The 22428-nt window shown below is 71.1% G+C and carries 15 protein-coding genes; 10 read left to right on the top strand and 5 right to left on the bottom strand.

All coding sequences use genetic code 11. The features are described from left to right. Window positions 1–41: 41 nt before the first annotated feature. Window positions 42–482 carry an SRPBCC family protein gene (locus LOY02_RS07770; protein ID WP_317181770.1) on the bottom strand — a complete coding sequence of 147 codons (441 nt, stop codon included), beginning with the start codon at window positions 480–482 and terminating at the stop codon, window positions 42–44. Between the two features lie 34 nt (window positions 483–516). Further along, complete coding sequence (locus LOY02_RS07765; protein WP_410505931.1) at window positions 517–3174, bottom strand: AMP-binding protein; 2658 nt, start codon at window positions 3172–3174, stop codon at window positions 517–519. Between the two features lie 256 nt (window positions 3175–3430). Here LOY02_RS07765 and LOY02_RS07760 point away from each other — a divergent pair, with 256 nt between their 5' ends. The 3 genes from LOY02_RS07760 (at window position 3431) to LOY02_RS07750 (ending at window position 8317) form a co-directional block, all read left to right on the top strand. Beyond that, a complete protein-coding gene (locus LOY02_RS07760) occupies window positions 3431–3616 on the top strand; it encodes a hypothetical protein (protein ID WP_317181768.1) in 186 nt (61 codons plus the stop codon). A gap of 158 nt (window positions 3617–3774) precedes the next feature. Continuing rightward, window positions 3775–6723 (top strand): helix-turn-helix transcriptional regulator, encoded by a 2949-nt coding sequence (locus tag LOY02_RS07755; RefSeq protein WP_317181767.1) that lies wholly within the window; start codon window positions 3775–3777, stop codon window positions 6721–6723. 172 nt (window positions 6724–6895) lie between these two features. Further along, on the top strand, window positions 6896–8317 hold the full coding sequence (locus LOY02_RS07750; protein ID WP_317181766.1) for a tyrosine phenol-lyase: 1422 nt from the start codon (window positions 6896–6898) through the stop codon (window positions 8315–8317). 19 nt (window positions 8318–8336) lie between these two features. On the opposite strand, the gene LOY02_RS07745 is transcribed toward LOY02_RS07750, so the two are convergent. Continuing rightward, the gene (locus LOY02_RS07745; RefSeq protein WP_317181765.1) at window positions 8337–9731 is read right to left on the bottom strand and encodes a tryptophanase; all 1395 of its coding nucleotides are present in this window, start codon (window positions 9729–9731) and stop codon (window positions 8337–8339) included. A 325-nt stretch (window positions 9732–10056) separates the two neighbouring features. Here LOY02_RS07745 and LOY02_RS07740 point away from each other — a divergent pair, with 325 nt between their 5' ends. Then, window positions 10057–10290, top strand: coding sequence for a DUF2249 domain-containing protein (locus tag LOY02_RS07740; RefSeq protein ID WP_317181764.1), 234 nt, complete (start codon window positions 10057–10059; stop codon window positions 10288–10290). A gap of 31 nt (window positions 10291–10321) precedes the next feature. On the opposite strand, the gene LOY02_RS07735 is transcribed toward LOY02_RS07740, so the two are convergent. Beyond that, window positions 10322–11539, bottom strand: coding sequence for an MFS transporter (locus LOY02_RS07735; protein ID WP_317181763.1), 1218 nt, complete (start codon window positions 11537–11539; stop codon window positions 10322–10324). Between the two features lie 58 nt (window positions 11540–11597). Here LOY02_RS07735 and LOY02_RS07730 point away from each other — a divergent pair, with 58 nt between their 5' ends. The 4 genes from LOY02_RS07730 to LOY02_RS07715 all read left to right on the top strand — a co-directional run bounded on the left by LOY02_RS07730 (window position 11598) and on the right by LOY02_RS07715 (window position 16520). Next, window positions 11598–12563, top strand: a complete 966-nt coding sequence (locus LOY02_RS07730) for an ArsR family transcriptional regulator (protein WP_317181762.1) — start codon at window positions 11598–11600, stop codon at window positions 12561–12563. Window positions 12564–12595: 32 nt separating this feature from the next. Beyond that, a complete protein-coding gene (locus tag LOY02_RS07725; RefSeq protein ID WP_317181761.1) occupies window positions 12596–13087 on the top strand; it encodes a hypothetical protein in 492 nt (163 codons plus the stop codon). A gap of 5 nt (window positions 13088–13092) precedes the next feature. Then, entirely contained in the window at window positions 13093–15399 is a 2307-nt protein-coding gene (locus LOY02_RS07720; protein WP_317181760.1) for an acyltransferase family protein, read from the top strand. Between the two features lie 125 nt (window positions 15400–15524). Beyond that, window positions 15525–16520 carry a peptidoglycan-binding protein gene (locus tag LOY02_RS07715; protein ID WP_317181759.1) on the top strand — a complete coding sequence of 332 codons (996 nt, stop codon included), beginning with the start codon at window positions 15525–15527 and terminating at the stop codon, window positions 16518–16520. Between the two features lie 88 nt (window positions 16521–16608). Here the strand turns inward: LOY02_RS07715 and LOY02_RS07710 are convergent, their stop codons facing one another. Beyond that, the gene (locus LOY02_RS07710) at window positions 16609–17001 is read right to left on the bottom strand and encodes a helix-turn-helix domain-containing protein (RefSeq protein ID WP_317181777.1); all 393 of its coding nucleotides are present in this window, start codon (window positions 16999–17001) and stop codon (window positions 16609–16611) included. 144 nt (window positions 17002–17145) lie between these two features. Between LOY02_RS07710 and LOY02_RS07705 the strand changes: the two genes are divergently transcribed. Together LOY02_RS07705 and LOY02_RS07700 are read left to right on the top strand one after the other, a co-directional pair. Beyond that, complete coding sequence (locus LOY02_RS07705) at window positions 17146–18108, top strand: NADP-dependent oxidoreductase (RefSeq protein WP_317181758.1); 963 nt, start codon at window positions 17146–17148, stop codon at window positions 18106–18108. A 135-nt stretch (window positions 18109–18243) separates the two neighbouring features. Continuing rightward, window positions 18244–22428, top strand: a 4185-nt coding sequence (locus LOY02_RS07700; RefSeq protein WP_317181757.1) for a biotin carboxylase N-terminal domain-containing protein, incomplete at its 3' end; no start/stop codon positions are given.

Below are 22428 nucleotides of genomic sequence, written 5' to 3'. Positions count from 1 at the left end.
CAGCGCGGTGCGATGGGCGAGCCTGCGTCACCCTGATCCGGTCAGCGGGAGGCCGACTCGACGTAGTCCTTGAGGCCGATCCAGTTGCGGCGCTCCCAGCGCGGCCCGATCGCCGCCAGCACAGGGGACAGCACGCGCAGGGGGCCGACAAGGTTCATGTCCCAGTCCCAGCGCAGCCTCGTGCCGCCGGCCTCCTCGTCGAAGGTGAGCGTCCCGTCGACGTGCAGGTAGGACGAGCGGACGACGTTGTGGAGGCGATGGGGACGGTCGTACTCCATCACCTCGAGGGTCATCTCACCCTTGGCGCCCATGCCCCTCGGCTCAGCCACGAAGCGGGCGCCGGGGCCGACGGGTCCGTCGGTCACCTTCTCGGCACGCGCGATCCGGGGGTTGTACCTCGGCTCGTTCCGCTCGTCCGCGACGAGGTCGAACACCTCGCCGACGGGCGCGCCGATGGCGACCTCTCCCACGATGCGGGTCATCGCTCCCGCTCCCCTCCCGGGCCCGACGGCCCGACTACCGAGAGGATCGCGCGAGAGCACGCGGATGGAACAGGGTCGTTGGTCCCCTCGTCGTGCGCTCCCCGTGCCCAGCGGGACGGGCTGCCCCGAGGGCGCGGACAGCCACGGCGACCCGGCCCCACAGCCACCAGTAGCCGATCCCGACCGCCATCGACGCGATGAACGCGAGGACCGGCCGGCCCCAGAGGTGCTCGAGCACCTGCCAGTGGATGACGTAGACATGGAGGGAGCTCGCCGCGAGCACCTGGACCAGCGGCACGAGCACGGCGGGCAGACGCGAGACCGGCTTCCAGATGAGCAGGAGCACGAAGGCGAGCGAGAGCAGGTCCCGGGCCGGGTTCATCGAGAACGTGCCGACGCTGGCGACGGCCACCACCGTGACGACCCACCGCTGGGGCCGCGAGCCTGCTCGGGCGATCGACCAACCGAGGAAGAAGAGGAAGAGCACGACGAGTGCCGAGCCCTGCATCCGGGGCCCGGGCAGGGGGTAGAGATCGAGGCGCAGGGAGAAGGCGAGGGCGGTCAGGGTGAGGGGCAGCCCGAAGGGCCACCGTCGCTCGGCACGGGCGAAGGCCGGTAGCGCCGCGAGCGCGATGGTCACGAGGAGGGCCACGACGAGCGCCTCGATGAACCAGAACCGCCACGGAGGGCCGAGCTGCTCCTCGCCGAGCAGCCAGTTGGCGAGCACGAGGTTGCGTGGCTCGTAGTAGCCCCAGATGACATGAGCGGGCACGATGACCACCAGCGTCGGGAGCGCCACGCGCGCCGCACCGCGCGCCAGGGACCGCACCCGGTCGCGGCGGCGGTCGGAGGCGAGCGCGAAGCGGACGACGTTGTAGCCGACGAGGACGAGCAGTGCGTGGGCCGTGCCCTGGAGAACGAAGAGGTCCGCGTGGGTCCCGACGATGAGCACGATCGCGAGGGCCCGCAGCCACACGTTGGTCTCGACGGTGCGGCGAGTGGGGGCGCCGGTCTGGGCGGCGCCGCCCCGGGCGCACCGCCCACGGGGCTCCCTCCCCGAGTGCGCGTCACGACGGGCCCACTGCTCGAGCTCGCCGACCGGCGTGAGGTGCCACGACGCCGGAAGGGTCCCGAGATGCTCCTCGAGACGGATCGACACCTCGACATAGGACAGGGAGTCCCCGCCGAGCGCGACGAAGGTCGAGGAGTCGTCGACGTCTCCCCTGCCCAGCGCGGCCGCGTAGATCGCCGCGACCGTCGGCCTGCTCGCCTCGGCTGCCGCGCTCTCGCCCCTGAGCTCGCCCGCAATGCGGTCGACGAGGGCGAGGACGGCCGCGTAGTCGGGCTTGCCGTTGGGCAGCATCTCGTGCTCCGCAGTCCCGACGACAGTGACGGCTGACGCCGGGGCACCCGAGAGTCGGCTCGCGAGGCGACGCACGGCGCCGTGGTCCACCCCTAGGGACCCACGCTCGCGCAGGGCGACCGCAAGGAGGCCCTCGCGGCCCGCGCACCGCACGTCGTGCCCGGCAGTGCGCAGGCCGCGCTCGACCCGGTCGAGGTCGATGCGGTGTCCCAGGACCTTGCAGAAGCGGCTGCGCCGACCGGTCACCTCGTAGAGCCCGGACTCGTCCCGGCGACCGAGGTCGCCGGTCCGGAGGCGGTCGACCGTCCGCCCCAGTGCGAGGTCGGCCGGCGACGCGGCGTAGCCGAGCATGACGTTGGGCCCGCTGTAGACGAGCTCGCCGTCGACGACCTCGAAGGAGCCTCCGGGGACCGGGACGCCGATGCTCGACGGATGCTCGTGGGCGAGGTCCGGAGGGAGGTAGGCCATGCGCGCGGTGGCCTCGGTCTGGCCGTACATGACAAACAGGTCCCAGCCCCGTTCCCTCCCGACCGTCGACCACTGACGTACGCGCGCGGGGTCGAGCCGACCACCGGCCTGGGTGACGTAACGCAGGCGGGGCAGGTCCATCGCTGCGAAGCCGACCCGCTCCAGCAGGTCGAAGGTGTAGGGCACTCCGGCCAGGCTCGTCGCCCCGGACTCGCGGAAGAACGTCCAGAAGCACTCGTCGACGACAGAGAGGTCTGTGAGGGCGATGCTCGCGCCACGGCTCAGATGGCTGTGCAGCACGGACAGGCCGTAGCAGTAGTGCAGTGGCAATGTCGTTGCGGCACAGTCGGACTCGCGGATCTTGAGGTAGCTCGCGATCTGGTCGGCGTTGGCGGCGAGGTTGTCCCACGACAGCCGGACGAGCTTCGGCGAGCCGGTGGACCCGCTCGTGCTGAGCAGGAGGGCGAGCTCGGGGTGCAGGGCGTGGGCGGGCTGCTCCCGCAGGAGGGAGACGGTCCCGTCCGCGCCGACGACGGCATCGGGGTCGTATGCCGCTCGCAGGCTCGCACGCGCCGGCGCGCTCTCGCTCGGGACGAGGAGGACGACGTGTCCGCCGGCCAGCGCGCCGAGGTAGCCGATGAGGCTCCCGAGGCGGTTCGCGCCCTCGACGAGGACGAGTCGGCGATCGCCGCCCAACGTCTTTGCCACGTCGTCGACGCGGTCGGCGAGGTCGGCGTAGGAGAGGGTCACGTCCGGGGTGACGACAGCGCGCGACTCACCCCGGGCCGCGAGATCACGCAGCCACGGGACCCCGCAGGGCACCCGGGTCGCCGCATCGGCCGTTGCAGTCACGCGGCTCATTGAATAGGTAAGCCTTACCTAATTGCAAACCCCTCGAGCGCGGTGGCCAGCCGTATTCGGACCGTCTGAGGTAGGAGACGCACGCTGGGAGGGGTCGTCTGAGGTAGGCGCGGCTGCCTACCTCAGCCGTCTGAGGTAGCGGCGCGCGACGGGCGCCCTCCGAGTTAGGGACGACACCCGATGTGGACGCCTACCTCACGAGCCGACTCTGGAGGAGCCAAGAAAAGAGCAGGACAGCAGACAGGGACGCAGGAACATGAGCACGTCGATCATCAACATCACTCCAGAATTCATGAAGGCGGAACTCGAGGCCCGCTACGCGGCGCCATCTCGCCGCAGCTGGCGCCGCCGGCCGGACTCCTCGCTCGCCATCGAGTCCAAGGCCCACCGCCGACGCCACGACGAGGCGCTCCACCTGGCCACTCCGGCCCGGGTCAGCTGACCCGGCGCCGGCCAGGGCACCATCCATAGACCGGCTCGCGCCGAGGCTGCAACGGAAGCCCTTCCGTGACAACCATGAACACCGCGGCCACTGATGCCACCTCCACCGTCCCCGGAACTCCCGCGACGTTGTCGGCCCAATCCCGGATAATGCGGCGTATGCCGTTCACCACCGGAGCGTTGGTCGGACGCGACGCGGACCTGGCCCGCCTCGCGGGCGCCGTCGGGCTCGTCGGCTCGTCCGACGGCTCCCGCGGCGGCGTGGCCGTCCTCTCCGGGGATGCCGGCATCGGCAAGTCGCGCCTGCTCATGCAGCTCACCTCGGACGCGAGCCAGGCCGGCTGGCGGACCGTCACCGGCCACTGTGTCGGGCAGGCCGGGAGTGCCCTCGCGTACCTCCCTTTCGTGGAGCTCATCGGCCTGCTCGACAGCATGGCGCCCGATGTCGTCACCCAGGTGCTCGGTTCCCACCCGAGCCTGGCCCGGCTCCTCCCACGACGGGACGGCGACACCGCGGGCCTGACCGACTCGGCGAAGGAGGCCAGCCCTGGCCTCGTCGCCGAGTCGGTCCATGCACTCCTGACCGCTCTCGGCGCCGACCGGCCGACCCTCGTCGTCATCGAGGACGTCCACTGGGCGGACCACTCGTCGCGGGACCTGCTCACGCTCCTGCTCACGAGAGCCTTCGCCACGCCGGTCGGGCTCGTGGCGAGCTACCGGTCCGATGACCTGCACCGCCAGCACCCGCTCCACGAGACGATCGCGGTCTGGGACCGGATCCCCCACGTGACCCACGTCGACCTGCAACGGCTGACCGACGATGCCGTCGACGAGCTCGTCGGCAGCATCGAGGGCATCCCCACCGACACCCGAACCGTCCGCGAGATCACCCGGCGTGCCGAGGGCAACCCCTTCTTCGCCGAGGAGCTCGCGGCGAGCGCCGCCGCCGGCCAGCAGGTCAGCGGCGGGCTGAGCCGGGTCCTCCGCGCCCGCATCGAGCGCCTCGACGAGACGGCGCAGGGCGTCGTTCGCGCCGTGTCCCTCAAGGGCGGCCGCTTCATCGGTCACGAGCTCCTCGCCCGCGTCGTGGACCTCCCGGAGGCCGAGCTCGAGGCCGCGCTCGCCCAGGCCGTCGAGCACCACGTCCTCGAGACGAAGTGGCCGCCCGCCTACACCTTCCGGCATGCGCTGCTCGGTGAGACCGCCGCCGACGGGATGCTGCCCGGTGAGCGCCTGCGGCTCCACAAGGCGTATGCCGCTGTGCTCGCTGAGTGCCCACACCTGGCTCCGGCCTCCGAGCTCGCTCGCCATGCCGCGGCGAGCGGCGACCTGCCTGCCGCCGTGGCTGCCAGCCGCGCCGCGGCTGAGTCGGCGATGGAGGTGGGCGGACCGCAGGACGCCCTCTTCCACCTCGAGCAGGCACTCAGCTGGATCGAGGACGACGACCCGGAGCGCGACGAGGTGACCATCCGGGCCGCCGAGGCCGCGACCGCGGCCGGGGACATCCTCCGCGCGGTCCGGCTCCTCAAGGACAGCATCACGCACCCCGGCCCGCGGCAACGACCGGAGATGCGAGCCGAGCTCCTCGCCCGCTACGCCACCCTGTCGCGGATGCTCGACCTGCCCGTCGACGGCCTCGGCCTGACGACCGAGGCCGTGGGCCTCCTCCCCGACGAGGACTCGCCGCGGCGGGTCCTGGTGCTCATCGCCCATGTGCAGCAGCTCGTCGACGCCGGTGACCACGTCGACGCCGTCCGGACCGGCGACGAGGTCATGGCGATGGCCGAGCGCCTCGGCCTGCGCGGAGCTCTCCTGGAGATCCGGACCGTCCTCACCCGGGTCATCGAGGCCCAGCAGGATCTCGACGCCGTCGAGGCCTACCTCCGCGGCCTGCTCGACGACGTGCGCGGGTCCGACAACCCGATCCAGCTGCGCCTGACGCACCAGCTGGCAGCGGTGGCCCATCGGCGAGGAGATCTGCGAAGTGCCTTGGCGCACTACGACGAGGGCACCCGCATCGCACGTCGGCTGCACCAGGAGTGGGCGCCCTGGGGACTCGACTGTCGCCTGCTGAGCGCCCTGACCGCCTACGAGATCGGCGACTGGGACTCCGTCGCCGGCCGTCTCGACCTCGCGACGAAGCTGACGCCCCAGCCGGCCCGCGCGCTCTTCGAAGCGGCTGGGCTCTGCGTGCCGGTCGGTCGGGGCGAGCAGGTTCCCCCGAGCCGACTGTCGGCGCTGCGTGAGTGGTGGTATGTCGACGGGCTGGCCGTCGTCCTCACCGTGATGCCGGGCATCGACCTGCTGGGGCAGGCCGGTGACGTCGGCGGGATGCTCGAGATCGCCTCCGATGCAGCAGCCGGGCTCGACAAGGTCTGGGGCAAGTACCACGCCAGCGTGCGACTCACGGCCCTCCTGGCCGGCCAGGTCGCGTCGCTCGCCGCCCACACCGATCGTGAGCTGCGCGTCCGCGCGCTACAGACCATCGAGGAGCTCCAGGACCGCGCCGACCAGCTCATCGCCAAGGTGGTGCGCAAGTCCAAGGGGGACGAGTGGGACCCGACCGACGTCGACGTGCTGCGCGACTCGAGCACGGAGACCTGGGCATGGGCCAAGCGGCTGCGTGCCGAGCGGCTACGGCTCGCCTGGACGCTCGGCGAGGAGATCCCCCCGGCCGACGTGATGGTGCACGCCTGGCGTGAGGCCGTCGAGGCCTTCGACCGGCTCGGCCACGTCCATGAAGCAGCGCGCTCGCGGGTCCGGCTGGCCGCCGCGCTCCACGCGGCCGGGGCAGACGTCGAGTCCCGCGAGGTTGCCGCCGCGGCCCGCGACGTCGCCGAGCGCCTCCGTGCCCGCCCACTCCTCGTCGAGCTCGACGCGTTGTCGCCGCGCGCTCCCCTGGGCGCGACTGCCATCGAGCTGACCCCCCGCGAGCTCGAGGTCCTCTCCCTCGTGGCCCGGGGCCTGTCCAACGGGCAGATCGGCAAACAGCTCTACATCAGCACGAAGACGGTCAGCGTCCACGTGTCCAACCTGCTCTCCAAACTCGGCGCATCGGGACGCACGGAGGCGGCCGCCATCGCTCGGGAGCGCGCACTCGTTCCCTGAACACTGCGCGTGGTGATGGACAATCTGCTGCATGTTTGTCCGATTCTGGTGGTCATGTTGAGCAGCATGATCAGTGATCACTGGACCGATTGCGCACTCAGCTCTCTGGCGAGCACAGTGGGGCGAGGAGGACCCGGCGACGACGCCGGGCTGCGAGAGAGAGGCGCCCACCATGCGAGCCATTGCCGAGCCGTACCGCATCAAGATGGTCGAACCGATCGCCATGACGACGCGGGAGCAGCGTGAGGCCGCCATCCGTGCGGCCGGCTACAACACCTTCCTGCTGCGCAGCGACGACGTCTACATCGACCTGCTCACCGACTCCGGCACCTCGGCCATGAGCGACCGCCAGTGGAGCGCGATGATGCTCGGCGACGAGGCCTATGCCGGTGCCCGCTCGTTCGACCACCTCGTCGAGGCGGTCCGTGAGCACTACGGCTTCCCCTACGTGTGCCCGACCCACCAGGGTCGCGGCGCCGAGCACCTCATCTCGAAGATCCTCATCACGCCGGGCCAGCACGTCCCCGGCAACATGTACTTCACGACGACCCGCGTCCACCAGGAGCTCGCCGGCGGCACGTTCCACGACGTCATCATCGACGAGGCACACGACCCGGCCTCGCAGCATCCCTTCAAGGGCAACGTCGACCTCGCGAAGTTCCAGGCCCTCATCGACGAGGTCGGTGCCGACCAGATCGCCTACATCAACGTGGCAGTCACGGTGAACATGGCCGGCGGGCAGCCGGTCTCGATGGCCAACCTCCGGGCGGTCCGGGAGCTGTGCGACCGCCACGGCATCATCATGTGGTCCGACGCCACCCGCCTCGCCGAGAACGCCTGGTTCATCAAGGAGCGCGAGGACGGTTATGCCGGAAGGCCCGTCACCGAGATCGCCAAGGAGATGCTCTCCCACTTCGACGGCATCACCATGTCGGGCAAGAAGGACTGCCTCGTCAACATCGGTGGCTTCCTCGCCATGCGCGACGAGCACATCCTCACCAAGGCCCGCGAGCTCGTCGTCGTCTACGAGGGGATGCCGACCTACGGCGGCCTCGCCGGCCGGGATCTCGACGCGATGGCGGTCGGCCTGCGCGAGGCCCTCGACGACGACTACCTCGCGCACCGCATCGGGCAGGTCCGCTACCTCGGCGAACGGCTCCGTGACGCCGGCGTGCCGATCGTCCAGCCCATCGGCGGGCACGCCGTCTTCATCGACGCCGCAGCGTTTCTCGACCACCTGCCGCAGGACGAGCTCCCGGCCCAGGCGCTCGCTGCAGAGATCTACCTCGACTCCGGCGTCCGCACCATGGAGCGCGGCATCGTCTCCGCCGGCCGCGACGCCGACGGCAGACACCGGCACCCCAAGCTCGAGCTCGTGCGCCTGACGATTCCGCGACGGGTCTACACGAACTCCCACATGGACGTCGTCGCTGAGTCAGTCATCCGGGTCTTCGAGCGGCGCAAGGAGATTCGCGGTCTGGGCTTCGTGTATGAGCCGCCCACGCTGCGCTTCTTCACGTCCCGGTTCGAGCCGCTCCCCACAGGGTCCGCTGCGGGTGAGGACCGGCCGGAGCCGGCGCTCGCTCACGCCTGACCCCGCGCCCACGCCGCCCTCAGGTGAGCGGCTCGAAGCGAGCCGTGAAGTGCCGCAGTACCGGTGGCTCGGCACTGATCCGGTACCCCGGCAGCGACGGGGCCGCCGCCGCGAGCCGCTCGCACACCTCGATGACGTAATCGATGTGGCTCTGCGTGTAGGTGCGTCGCGGGATCGCGAGGCGCACCAGCTCCATCGACGCCGGCACCTCCGTTCCGTCGGGCTGCCGACCGAACATCACCGTCCCGATCTCGCAGGAGCGGATCCCGCCGAGCTCGTAGAGGGCGACCGCGACCGCCTGGCCCGGGTACTCGAGGGGCGACAGGTGCGGCGCGAGGGCGCGGGCGTCGATGTAGACGGCGTGTCCGCCGATCGGTGTGAGGACAGGGACGCCGCGCTCCTGGAGGGCCTCGCCCAGGTAGGCCGTCGACCGGATCCGGTAGCGGAGGTAGTCGTGCTGGACGACCTCCTCGAGGCCCTGCGCGAGAGCCTCGAGGTCCCGCCCGGCCAAGCCGCCATAGGTCGGGAAGCCCTCGGTGAGAATGAGCATGGTGCGGCACTCCTGGGCGAGGTCGTCGTCGTTGAGCGCGAGCCAGCCGCCGATGTTGCCCATGGGGTCCTTCTTGGCACTCATCGTCATTCCGTCGGCCAGGCCCGCGACCTCACGGACGATGTCGGCGACGTCACGGTCGCCTTGGCCCGCCTCACGCTCGCGGATGAACCACGCGTTCTCGGCGAAGCGGCACGCATCGAGGAAGAGCGGCTTGCCGTAGCGATCGCAGACCTCCCGGACGGACCGGAGGTTGGCGAGTGAGACCGGCTGGCCGCCACCGCTGTTGTTGGTGATCGTCATCATGACGCAGGGCACGTCGGCCGCCCGCTCCGCGAGGAGCGCCTCGAGCGCGTCGACATCCATGTTGCCCTTGAAGGGGTGGTCACTCGTGGCGTCACGACCCTCCCGGATGACGAGGTCGAGGGCCTCGGCGCCGGTGCTCTCGACGTTGGCGCGGGTCGTGTCGAAGTGTGTGTTGTTGGGGACGACCTTGCCCGCGCCGCCGAGCGCGGAGAAGAGGATCTTCTCGGCAGCACGGCCCTGGTGAACGGGGATGACGTGCTCGAAGGGGAACAGCTCGCGGACGGCGTCGGCGAAGATGTAGAAGGAGGGCGAGCCGGCGTAGGACTCGTCGCCGTGCTGGATGGCGGCCCACTGGTCGCGGCTCATCGCACCCGTGCCGGAGTCGGTGAGCAGGTCGATGAGGACGTGCTGGGCCCGCAGCTGGAAGAGGTTGTAGCCGGCGTCGCGGAGGTGCTCACGCCGCTGCGCCCGGGTCGTCATCGTCAGGGGCTCGACGGAGTGGATCCGGAACGGTTCGAAGATCGTCGTGAAGGGCGCGTCGGTGAGGTCGTCGGACATGCCGCCACTATGGCCGTATGCCGCTGTGCCGGGAAGGCCTGTCGCACCCCTTCCGCGCCTGTCGAGTGGCCATGAACGCCGCGCCCGCCCAAGACCCAGCACCCCACCACGTCGAGTGGCCACAAACCCCGGGCCGTCGGACGACCACGAGTCCTGGTCCGGAGCACAGGAGTGCCGAGAAGACCATCTCGCGGTCGTCCGTCGGCCCGCGCGTCCGGTGACGGGCGTCGGGATGGGGGCGCGGACAGCCCACATCCGCCATGGGTTACCCTTCACATATTTCCACGGGATAGCCCGTGTTTATTTCGGAGACGAGGAGAGCGACATGACCACCGACCCGCAGCTCGACGTCCGCTCGGAGCCCCCCGCCCGACGTCACACCCTGATCCTCGACACCTACCACGGGCTCGCGCCGGGGGCCGGTTTCGAGCTGGTCAACGACCACGACCCGAAGCCGCTGTACTACCAGTTCGAGGCTGAGCAGAAGGGTCAGTTCACGTGGGACTACCTCGAGCAGGGTCCCGAGATCTGGCGCGTCCGGATCGGTCGCCCCGCCTGAGCCGAGCGGACGGGCTCGTTCATCGCTCGTTTCATCGCGCCCGGGCAGGGCTGGGTGCCGGCTCGGGGGCGAGGGGTCGCGAGCGACGCAGCCCCGGCGTCAACAAGGCCGTCGTGAGGACTGACGCCCCGGCCATGATCCCCATCGCGCGCGACACATCGGCCTGATCCGGTCCGAGCAGCTGCGCGACCAGTCCCCCGAGCAGGGCCCCGACCGCTTGGCCGACGAGCAGACCCGTCGAGCTCACGCCGAAGACCTGGCCCCGCGCCGACTCCTCGGTCCGCTCGACGAGGCGCTCCTGGAGAGGCAGGCTGGCCGCGAAGCCCGCGCCCGCCACGAAGGCCAGCCCAGCGGCATACGGCAGTGAGGGGACGAGGACGAACGCAAGGTAGGGGACGCCCAGAAGGAGCCGGAGCGGAGTGATGAGCCTGTCTCGCACCGAGATCGGGACGAAGCGGCCGACGACGACGTCGCCCATCAGCATGCCGGCGGCGCTGGCGGCGAAGAGGTAGCCCGCGCGGTTGCCGGAGAAGGGCACGAAGAGCGCCTCGCAGCCGACGATGAGGCCGTTCGGGACCCAGAGATTCAGGAGAATGGGCCGGATCACCGGCGAGGTGAGGAGCGCTCGGTTGACGTGTCGGCTGCGCTCGACAACCGCAGCGACGCGGACGCGGGGTGGGTGGTCCCGGAGACCGAGGCGCACGAGCACGAGAGCGACGAGGCCCGCCGCCGCCGCTGCGAGGAAGAGCTCGGTCGTCGTGAACCGCATGAGGAGCAGGCCACCGAGGCCATAGCCCACGATCTGCATCGCGCCGACGGCGACGTTCATCGTCGAGCGCCCGAGGACGAAGGCATCCCTGGGCAGGATGTCGGACATCAGCGCGATCATGCTGCCCCCCGCCGCCGCCATGGCCAGCCACGGGATCGCGAGCAGGGCGAACCGCCACCCCCACGGCAGGCCCGGGATCGCCTGGAGCAGGTCGGCGACCATGGCCGAGACCGCAATCATCATCAGGGCGAGCCGAGGACGGATCGTGTCGGCGACCGCGCCGAGGAACCACGAGCCCACGAGCCGGAGAAGTGGCCCGCCGAACATGCTCAGCGCCGACAGGACGGGCGACCCGGTCGCGGCGTAGGTGATCGTGCCGAGGGCGAGACTGGCGACCGAGTGGGCCGCCATGGTGAGGCTCTGGGTGAGGAAGAGGACGCGAAACTCCCGGACTGCGAACAGCTGGCGATACGTTCTCACTCGAGGAGTCTGGGAGCTGCACTGCCACCACCGCTATTGTTTCGGCTGGAGGCGAAACATGGGCACGTGGCAGATCTCGGCAGACCTCTTGGCGCGGAGCCGGTTCGTCGTGTCCCCGCGCATCGAGGTGTCGGCTGCACTGAGCCACATCCTGCGACCGTCGGACCCGATGACCCGCGCCTTCTCCCAAGCGCACCGCGAGGGCTTCGAGGCGATGCTCGACAGGTTCCCCCGGCGCCGGGCCATCCTCGACTTCAGCTGGCGGCCCGGCTGGCTCGCAGACTGGCTGTCCCTGCCTCCGACGGGGCCGGGCCAGTCCTTCGAGGAAGAGCTCGCCGACGTGGTCGCACTGGGGGACAGGTGGATTCGGGCTGACCTCAGGCAGACCCACCCTGGTCGCCCGCTGCCACGGGTGCTGTCCGGCCCCGGACTCGCCGACGAGGCCGCAGGCATCCTCGCGTGGGTGTGGAACCACACCATCGTCTCCGACTGGGCGCGACGCGAGCGCATCCTGCGCGCCGACATCGTGTCTCGGACCAGCCGTCTCGCGACCCACGGCTGGGCCGGCATCCTCCGCGACCTCGGCCGGGATCGCGAGTGGCTGGGCGACGGCCTGCTCCGCATCAACCGCTACGAGCTGCCCTCCCGCAACCTCGAGGAGGCGTCCGACCTCTTCTTCGTCCCCGCCCATGGCACGGCGACGTGGGTGGGCTGGCACATCCCGCAGCGCTACGCCATCTACTACCCCGTCAGCGGCGCGCTCGCCGACATCGACGCCGGGGCACCACGCGACGGCCTGGTGCGCCTCGTCGGGGCGGCGCGCGCCCGGCTCCTCGTCGCGCTCGAGAGCCCGTCGAGCACGAGTGCCCTCGTCGCCACGACCCGTATGCCGTTGGGCTCGGTCGGGGACCACCTGGCCGTCCTGCTCCGGTCGGGTTGCGTCCTTCGCCGTCGCTCCGGTCGGGAGGTCCTCTACTGGCGCACGTCTCTGGGCGACGCCCTCGTCGCTGCCGGTTCGGACTGACTGGACGCACGCGTCGTGGCACGCTGTGGCGCATGCGACGCCGTCGGAGATACGCCGAGTACGCGCCGCTGCGCCCGGGCCGAGCCCGCCGCTCGTGGCTGCGCACCGCACAGCTGAACGTCGTCGGCTGGTCCGCGCTCGTGGGCGTGTGCGCGGCTGCCGGGGCCGCCGGGGTTCTCGTGGCCCGCGCACTCGGCGCGTCCGGCTGGTGGGGGCTGGTCGTCTCCCTGGTCCCCGTGGGCGCGGTCGTCCTCGCGGACCGGAGGCGGTGGGCCGCGATGGAGACGAGCTACGGCTGGAGTGGCTCAGTCGGAGAAGTGGCCCGGATCGCCCAGGAGCTTCGGGGTCGAGGAGTCGACGCGGAGGTGCGCCCGGACGCGCAGTACGAGCAGCCGTGGTGGGATCGCATCGACGCGCCGGCCGAGGCTCCGCACACAGCATCTCTCGTCTACCCGAACCGCCACGAAGCCACCGTCCGGGCGGTCCTGCGCCAGCACGGCATCGCGCCGCCGGAGCGGTGGTGACCCGCGTGACAGGAGGCGCCACCAGTCCGCGACGGGCCGACATCCGACGGGCCGACATCCAGGGGCTCCGTGCCGTCGCCGTCGTGGCGGTCATCTGCTTCCACGTCCTCGGCTGGCCCGCGGGGGGCTACCTCGGGGTCGATGCCTTCTTCGTCGTCTCCGGGTTCGTCATCACCGGAGTGCTGCTTCGTGCGCAGGACCCGACCGGGGCCTTCTCGCTGCGCGCCTTCTGGGCCCGTCGGGCTCGCCGCATCCTGCCGCTCGCCCTCGTCGTCATCGGTGCAGTCGTCGCCGTGCTCCCCTGGGCCTACGCGCCCGCCAAGGTCGCCGCCGTGCGGCTGGACGCCCTCTTCGCCGCTCTCTTCACGGCCAACTGGCGCTTCGCTGCGAGCACGGACAGCTACTTCGACCAGGGGTCGGCGCCTTCACCACTGCTCCATTTCTGGTCCCTCGGTGTCGAGGAGCAGTTCTACCTGGTCTGGCCGATCGTCGTGCTCGGCCTGGCGCTCGGCAGCGCTCGGCGGAGCCGACACCGGGCCGGCGGCCCGGGCGTATCCTCGACAGCACTTCGCCTGCGCGTGGCGGCCACAGCGGTGGCCATCGGCACAGCGTCCGTTGTCTGGGCCGCCCTCCAGGCCGGGGCCGACTCGAGCCTGGCCTACTACTCCACCCTGACCCGCGCATGGGAGCTCGCGCTGGGCTGTGCGCTGGCCACCATCCCTGCGGGCTCCGTCCGGCTCTCGCCGATGGCCCGCACCGGCCTCTCGTGGATCGGCCTCGTGGTCCTGCTCGCCACCTGTGTGGTCGCCACGCCCGAGACGGGGGTGCCCTATCCCGCCGCCATCGGGGCCTGCGTGGGGACGGCGATGGTCCTGCTGGCCGGGATCGGTCGAGCGGTCCGGGGTTCGGGCGTGCTCACGAACCGGGCCAGCGGCTATGTCGGAGACATCTCCTACGGCCTCTACCTCTGGCACTTCCCCCTCGTGGTCCTCGCACCGGTCGTCCTCGCAACGAGTCCCGACGTGAGCCGGGTCGTCGTGCTCGTCACCACTCTGGTGCTCGCCGTCGTCAGCCACCACCTCGTCGAGCGCCCCATCCTCGACGCCCCGCACCTGCGCATGCCCAGGGACCGACGCGACGCCTGGCGTGCCTGGTGGGTGGCGAGACGACGAGGCATGCTGGCCTCCGCCCTCACGCTGGCCCTCGTCATCGCGGGCGTCGGCGGGACCGCCTCGGCCCGTCCCGACCTCTTCTCCGGAGCGGCCGGTCCGATCCTCGCGGGACCCAATGGGCCGGGCACCGACCTCGCACCCGACGCCGCCACGCCGCAGCAGCCGGTGGCCCCGGCGACCCCCGCAGCGCAGGGCACGAGGACCGCGACGCCCTCGGCGTCGACGTCCGCACCGACGACCACCCGGCGCACGAGCACCCCTGCCCCGCAGCCCTCGTGGCAGCCGATCCCGCTCGGTGGCACCGGTCAGGAGATCCAGGAAGGGCTCCGGCGGGCCCTCGAGGCGCGCTCCTGGCCGCGCAACCTCAACCCCTCCCCCGATGACTGGTCGAGCACGGCCCACCGACAGGCCGAACAGAGGGGATGCACGGCCACCGACGCCGAGGACCCGGACTCGTGCACCTTCGGCAACCGGAAGGGCCCGGAGGTCGTCGTCTACGGTGACTCCCTCGGCGTCCCGTTGCTGACCACCGTCGTGGAGGCCTACGGCGACACGCACAAGGTCCGCGGCATGACGAAGATCGCCTGTGCTGTCAACGGCGTCGACGCCGACTTCGGAAAGGACGAGTGGGCCATTCCCTGCGTCAACCATCGGGAGATGGTCGTCGACTACGTCCGCAGGGCCAGGCCGGCCGTGCTCATCATGGTCGAGAGCTACGCGTGGGCACTGCGGCTCAAGTCCGGGAGCACAGGGTCCGCGAACGCCCGGGAGTGGCTCCGGGCGGACCAGGACTTCATCGACTCGGTCAAGGGCCGCGCGGGCAAGGTCGTCGTCCTGTCACCGTCCATACCGGGGGTCGCCTTCCTCGACTGCTACCGGCCGGGTGGATCACCGCAGCGCTGCACGACAGGCATCCCGTCGTGGTGGTCGCGCACCCGTGACGCGGAGAAGAAGGTCAAGGACGCCACATTCGTCGACACCACCCACTGGTACTGCGTCGACGGCAGCTGCCCGCTCTTCAACGCCGCGACCGGCACGGTGCTCAAGGGGGACTACCTCCACGTCTCGGCGCAGTACGCCCGGCAGCTCGCCCCCGACCTCCGCCACCTGCTGAGCGAGTCGGGCGTCCTGCCGGAGTGACCCTGGTGCGGTGCGGGGGTGACCGGGCAACCCTGTGGCGATGGGGAGTTCTCCCCCTTCCCGCCACTCGCCGCGAGCCCTAGCCTGCGCACTGGGAGGGCAACGACACGGAGGTAGATCCATCCATGTGTGAGCACCACGAAGAAGTAGCCCGTCCTTCCGTCGCCCGCCGCACGCTGATCCGCGGCGCCGGCGGCCTCCTGCTCGGTGGCGGTCTCGTCACCGCGAGCGCCACAGCGGCAAGCGCGGCGACGTCCCAGAACGGCTGGCCGGCGGGCTACTCGAGCCAGATCCCGTTGTCGAGGCTCGTCGTCGGGCCGGCGGACTTCCCGGCCGGGGTCCGCACCGGACAGGTCCACACCATCCTCGGCTACGTCGCGCGCCGCATGCACAACGAGGTCGAGGCCCTCGTCGACGGCTGGTGCTGGGGACACGCCTACCGCCCCATCTCGGGAAGCACGACCCTGTCGAACCACTCGAGCGGCACCGCCATCGACATCAATGCGCCGCGCCACCCGCTCGGCGCCGCGGGCACGTTCAGCTCGACCCAGGTGAGCCGCATCCGGTCCATCCTCAGCTACTGCGACGGAGTCGTCCGCTGGGGCGGCGACTACTCGACCCGCAAGGACGAGATGCACTTCGAGATCAACGTCCGACCGGGAGACGCTCGACTCACGACGTTGGTGAACAAGATCAACGGCGGGTCCTCCTACGAGACCAACGAGACCTGGACGACGGTCAGGCGCGGCGCGAGCGGCTTCCGGGTGACGGCGATCCAGCACCTGCTGCGTGCCCGCGGCTACTCCCTCACGGTAGACGGCTCCTTCGGCTCGATCACGGAGAGCAAGGTCATCTCCTTCCAGCGGAGCCGTGGGCTGGTCGCCGACGGCATCGTCGGCCCGAAGACGTGGGGTGCGCTCGTCATCACCTGCCAGCAGGGTTCGACCGGCCAGGCCGTCGTCGCGATCCAGAAGCTGCTCACCTACCGGGGCTACTCACTCACGGCGGACGGTTCGTTCGGCTCGATCACCAAGAGCAAGGTCGTGGCCTTCCAGCAGAGCCGGAGGCTCTATCCGGACGGCATCGTCGGCCGCGTCACGTGGTCGCGCCTCACCGTCTGAGACCACCACAGAGTGAGCCGTATGCCGCTGGGCCGGCGGGCGGCACACGGCTCACTCCGGACGTGACCGGGTGCCGGCACGGGTGCCTTCAGGCGCACTGCCCGCCGGCAGCGGCGCGGTTGGCCAGGACCACGTCCATGTTGGCCTCGGCCCAGGTCTTGAGGGGCTGGATGACCTCGCGCAGACCCTCCCCGAGATCGGTGAGGGCGTAGTCCACGCGGACCGGGACGCTCGGCGTCACCTCTCGCGTGACGAGCCCGTCCCGCTCGAGGTCCCGCAGCGTCTGGGTGAGCATCTTCTGGCTCACCCCGGCGATGTCGCGTCGCAGCTCGCTGTGGCGGCGGGGTCCGTCGGCGAGGGCGGCGAGGACGAGGCACACCCACTTGCTCGTCACGAGGTCGAGCAGCTGCCGCGACGGACACTCCGCGAGGAACGCGTCGTACTCGACCTTGGCGCGAGCGCGACGCTCGGCAGCCGTCATCGTCGTCACGGAGAACCTCCTGCTTCCTAGGGCACTTCTGGGTGCCTACTTACTTCTGGTGCCCTGGCTTTCTACTTTGGTGCCGGCCTCGCGAGCCGTCAACACCCGACGTCGGATCACGATCCCCACCACGCAGGAGACCACATGCAGAGCACCATCCCCAGAATCATGCGCATCGTCACCCAGGACACCTTCGGCGGACCGGAGGTGTTCCGAATCGCCGAGGTCCCCGTGCCCGATCCGGCCCCAGGTGAGGTTCTCGTCGCCGTCACCGCCCGTGGGGTCAACCCCGTCGACGCGGCGGTCAGAGCCGGCTACTACCCCCTCCTCGGGGAGCCTCCGTTCACGGTGGGGTGGGACATCGCCGGGCGCGTGGCGGCCCTGGGCGAGGGCGTGACCGACCTCGAGGTCGGCGAACGGGTCTTCGGCCTGGCCGCCTTCCCGCGTGCGGCCCGTGGATACGCCGACATCGTCGCGGCACCTCGTGAGGAGCTCGCGCGCACTCCCGCGAAGCTCGACGACGTCCATGCCGCGGCCCTTCCCCTGGTCGGCCTGACGGCGCACCAGGCCATCATCGGCACGAACACTGCCGCAGACACCGGCCTGTCCGGGCGCCGGGTCCTCGTCCAGGCAGCCGGCGGCGGGGTCGGCCACATCGCCGTCCAGCTCGCGAAGGCCGTCGGCGCTCACGTCGTGGCCACGGCCAGTCGCCGCAAGCTCGACTTCGTCGCTGGTCTCGGTGCCGACGAGGTCGTCGACTACACCGCACGTGACTGGACCGCGATCGACCCGGTCGACCTCGCCGTGGATGCCTTCGGAGGAGCGAACCTGCTCCGCACCATCGGTGTCGTGCGCGACGGAGGCACCGTGGCCACCCTGCTCGGTGAGACCGACGACGCTGCGCGCGCCGCCGCGACCGAGCGCAGTGTGACCATCTCTCGGATCAACGTCCGGCCCGACCCGGGGGTGCTCGACCACCTCGTGCGGCTCGTCGACGAGGGTCGCCTCGTGCCCCATGTCTCGGCGACCTTCCCACTCGAGCAGGTCGCAGCAGCCCACCGGGAGCTCGAAGGCGGAGTCCGCGGCAAGGTCGTGCTCGTCTCCTGACGGGCAACGGGCGGCACCACCACCGTGGTGCCGCCCGCGCCGTACTCGCCGGTCACCGGCCGGTAGTGGAAGGCTGCCACCTGTGGCGTGACTCGGTCACGCACTCGACCGGGTGACCGAAGGAGAAACCGCTCGATGATCTCGCGCATCGCGATCGTGAACCGTGGCGAGGCCGCCATGCGCCTCATCCACGCCGTCCGTGACCTCAACGCCGAGGCCACGGGTGCCGGCGCCCGGCCGGGCGCCACGAGGATCGAGACGGTCGCCCTGCACACCGAGGGGGAACGCCGGGCGATGTTCGTCAGGGAGAGCGACGACGCCTACGACCTCGGACCCGCGGCGAACCGGCCCTACCTCGACCACGCCGTCCTCGAGCGCGCGCTCCTCGAGACCGGCGCCGACGCGGCCTGGGTGGGCTGGGGCTTCGTCGCCGAGGACCCGTCCTTCGCGGAGCTGTGCGAGCGGATCGGGGTCACCTTCATCGGGCCGAGCGCCGAGGCGATGCGCAAGCTCGGCGACAAGATCGGCTCCAAGCTCATCGCCGAAGAGGTCGGCGTCCCCGTCGCTCCCTGGAGCCGCGGCGGAGTCGACACACTCGACGCGGCGAAGGCCGCTGCAGCCCGCATCGGCTACCCGCTCATGCTCAAGGCCACGGCAGGTGGTGGCGGGCGCGGCATCCGCCGCGTCGACTCCGACGCCGATCTCGTCGATGCCTACGAGCGCACGCGCGACGAGGCGGCGCGCGCCTTCGGGTCCGGCGTCGTCTTCCTCGAGCGGCTGGTGACGGGCGCCCGGCACATCGAGGTGCAGGTCATCGCCGATGGGAAGGGCACAGCCTGGGCCATCGGGGTGCGGGACTGCACGATCCAGCGGCGCAACCAGAAGGTCATCGAGGAGTCCGCCTCGCCGGTCCTTTCTCCCGACGAGGTCGAGGAGGTCCGGTCGGCGGCAGAGCGGCTCGCGGTCGCGGTGGGCTACGCCGGGGCCGGCACGGTCGAGTTCCTCTACCACCCCGGAGAGAAGTTCTTCGCCTTCCTCGAGGTCAACACCCGACTGCAGGTCGAGCACCCCATCACGGAGGTGACGACCGACACCGACCTCGTCAAGCTCCAGCTCCACGTCGCGGGCGGCGGACGCCTCGAGGGTGCACGACCGGTCGAGCGAGGGCACGCGATCGAGGCCCGGCTCAACGCCGAGGACCCGGACCGCGACTTCGCACCCTCCCCGGGGCGCATCGCGCTCCTCGACTTCCCCTCCGGCCCGGGCATTCGCGTCGACACCGGAGTCGGCGAAGGTGATTCCATCCCAGCCGATTTCGACTCGATGATCGCCAAGATCATTGCCTACGGCCGCACCCGCGACGAGGCTCTCGCCCGCCTGCGTCGGGCCATGGCGGAGACCACGGTCGTCATCGAGGGCGGCGCGACGAACAAGAGCTTCATCCTCGACCTGCTCGACCAGCCGGAGGTCACCGGGCGTCCGCCGGCCGACGGTGACGGGCAGCCCGACTGGGCCGACACGGGATGGATCGACCGAGTGCGGTCGGAGGGACGCCTCGTGACCCACCGGCACTCGGGAGTCGCCCTCGTGGCCGCCGGCATCGAGGCCTACGAGGAGGCCGAGGCCATCGAGCGGAGCCGCCTCTTCGAGACCGCACGCGGCGGCCGACCCCAGGTGCGTCACCAGGTCGGCCGCGGCGTCGACCTCAAGCTGCGCGGGCTCGCCCACAGGGTCAGTGTCCTGCGCACCGCCCCTCACCGCTACCGCGTGACGATCACCTCGGGCGTCGCCGCAAACGGCCCGGCGAACGGGTCGGCGAGCAGGTCGGTGGACGATGGGGGCAAGCGCAACGGAGGCAACAGCGCGGCGAACGCCACCGGCGGACAGGTCGTCGAGGCCGAGCTCGACCGCATCGACGACTACCAGAGCCGCATCGTCATCTGCGGCCGCAACCACCGTCTCGTCACCGCCTTGCACGGTCCGGTCCTGCTCGTCGAGGTCGACGGCGTCACCCACCGGGTGTCGAGGGACGAGGGTGGCGTGCTCCGCTCGCCGGCGCCCGCGCTCGTCGTCGCGTCGCCGGTCGGGGTCGGCGCCGAGGTGGCGGCGGGTGCCCCGGTGATCGTGCTCGAGTCGATGAAGATGGAGACGGTGCTCACGGCCCCCTTCGCTGCCCGGGTGAGGGAGATCCTCGTCGGGGTCGGGGGTCAGGTCGAGACCGGTGCGGCGCTGGTCCGGCTCGAACCGACGGGCGACGCGGAGGAGACGGACGACGGCCAGGGAGAGGCCACCACCGTCGACCTCGGCCTGCCCGACGGGGCCGCCGACGACGGCTCGCTCGCCGACCGGCTGGCGCGCGGCGTGGCCGACCTGTCTGCGGCCGTGCTCGGCTTCGACGCCGACGACAACGGCACGCACCAGTGCCTCACGTCCTACCTGGCCGCCCGCGACGAGACCATCGGTGCAGCCCGGCCCCCGATCGGCGACGAGATCGGCCTGCTCGAGCTCGTCGCCGACTTCGCCGAGCTCAGCCGCAACCGCCCTGCAGAGGAGGAGCGGCACACCGAGCTGCTCGTCCACAGCCCGAAGGAGCACTTCCACACCTACCTCCAGAGCCTGGACGCCGACCGCGCCGGCCTCCCGGCAGCCTTCCGCGAGAAGCTTGGTCGCGTCCTGCGCCACTACGGCGTGACCGATCTCGACCGCACACCCGAGCTCGAGGAAGCGGTCTTCCGCATCTTCCTCGCCCAACAACGGACATCCCCGGAGATCGCGCTCGCCACGTCGCTGCTGCAGCGCTGGCTCGGTGAGCCGGTCCCGTCCGCGCCCCACGACGCGGCGGCCAGGGACATGCTCGACCGGCTCGTCCTCGCGACGCAGCTGCGCTTCCCGGTCATCGGGGATCTGGCGCGCAGCGTCCGCTTCCGCTGGTTCGAGCAGCCTCTCGTCGACGCGGAGCGGCAGGCGGTCCTCGCCGGGGTGCGAGACAGGGTCGCGGCCCTGGCCGCCGAGGCGGAGCACGCCGGGGGCAACGGCGCCGTCAGCCCCGAGTACACGGCGGGCATCGACGAGCTCGCCGCGATCCCGGAGCAGATCGTGCGCTTCCTCGCGGAGCGACTCGACCGACCTGATGACAGCCTCCCGCGTCACGAGCCGATGATCGAGGTGCTCATCAAGCGGCACTACCGGGAGAACGAGCTGCACGGTCCGCGCCGCTTCCATGCCGAGGGGCGGCCCTTCGCCGTCGCGGACTACACCATCGACGACCTCCCGACGCGCCTGACCTCGACGATCGGTGATGTCGCCGAGCTCGTTCCCGGAAGCAGTCTCGACGTGTCCATCGGCACCGACGTGCGGAGCCGGCGCGAGGACCAGGACGCCGTCGTCGACCTCTACCTGCGCTGGCGCGACCAGCCCGCCGACCCCGATGACGCGAGCGGCGCCCTGGCCGAGCGCCTCGAGTCGCTCACATGGCCGAGGGACGTGCGTCGTGTCGCCGTTGCCGTCACCGGCGCGGGCGACGAGCCGGTCGGCTACTTCACGTTCCGGCCCCGGATCGACGGACTCGACGATGCCGAGCCGGGCGCTGAGCCGGTCGGACACCACATCGAGGACGGCCGCGTCGAGGACAGCCGCGCCAAGGTCCGCCTCGTCGAGGACCGCCTCGTCCGGGGCGTCCACCCCATGGTCGGCCAGCGACTGCAGCTGTGGCGACTGCACGACTTCGACATCACCCGGCTCGAGGCGCCGGAGGACGTGTTCCTCTACGAGTGCATCGCCCCGGACAACCCGGAGGACCGACGCCTCGTCGCCACGGCACAGGTCCGCCAGCTCGTCGTCGTCCGCGACGAGGCGGGCAACGTCTCCGGCCTGCCGCACGTGGAGCGCGCCATCGCCAACTGCCTCGAGGCGATCCGACGCGCCCGGACCGCCCGCGGCTCGGCCGGCTCGCGGCTCGACATGAACTACGTCTGGGTCACCATCTGGCCGCTCATCGAGGCCGACCTCGACCAGCTCACCGCGCTGCAGGCCAAGATCGCGCCGCTCACGGTGGGCGCCGGTATCGAGGAGGTGCTCGTCCAGGCCCGCGTGGTCCTCGACCAGGAGGAGGGGCCGATCGCCATCGCCGGACGGTTCCGGTACCAGCCGGGGTCCGGGGTCGTCGGCACCGTGGGTCAGCCGCCGGCCGAGACCCTGAAACCGCTCGACGACTACGCATCGAAGGTGGTCAGGGCCAGGCGGCGCGGGCTCGTCTACCCCTATGAGCTCCAAGGGATGATCGCCGGGGAGGGCGGCACGGTCGTCGAGCTCGACCTGGAC

Origin of the sequence: Intrasporangium sp., assembly GCF_032907665.1 — a bacterium.
Classification (GTDB): domain Bacteria; phylum Actinomycetota; class Actinomycetes; order Actinomycetales; family Dermatophilaceae; genus Intrasporangium.
The sequence above is the reverse complement of the archived record's forward strand: the minus strand, read 5'-3'. Positions and strand labels throughout refer to the sequence as shown.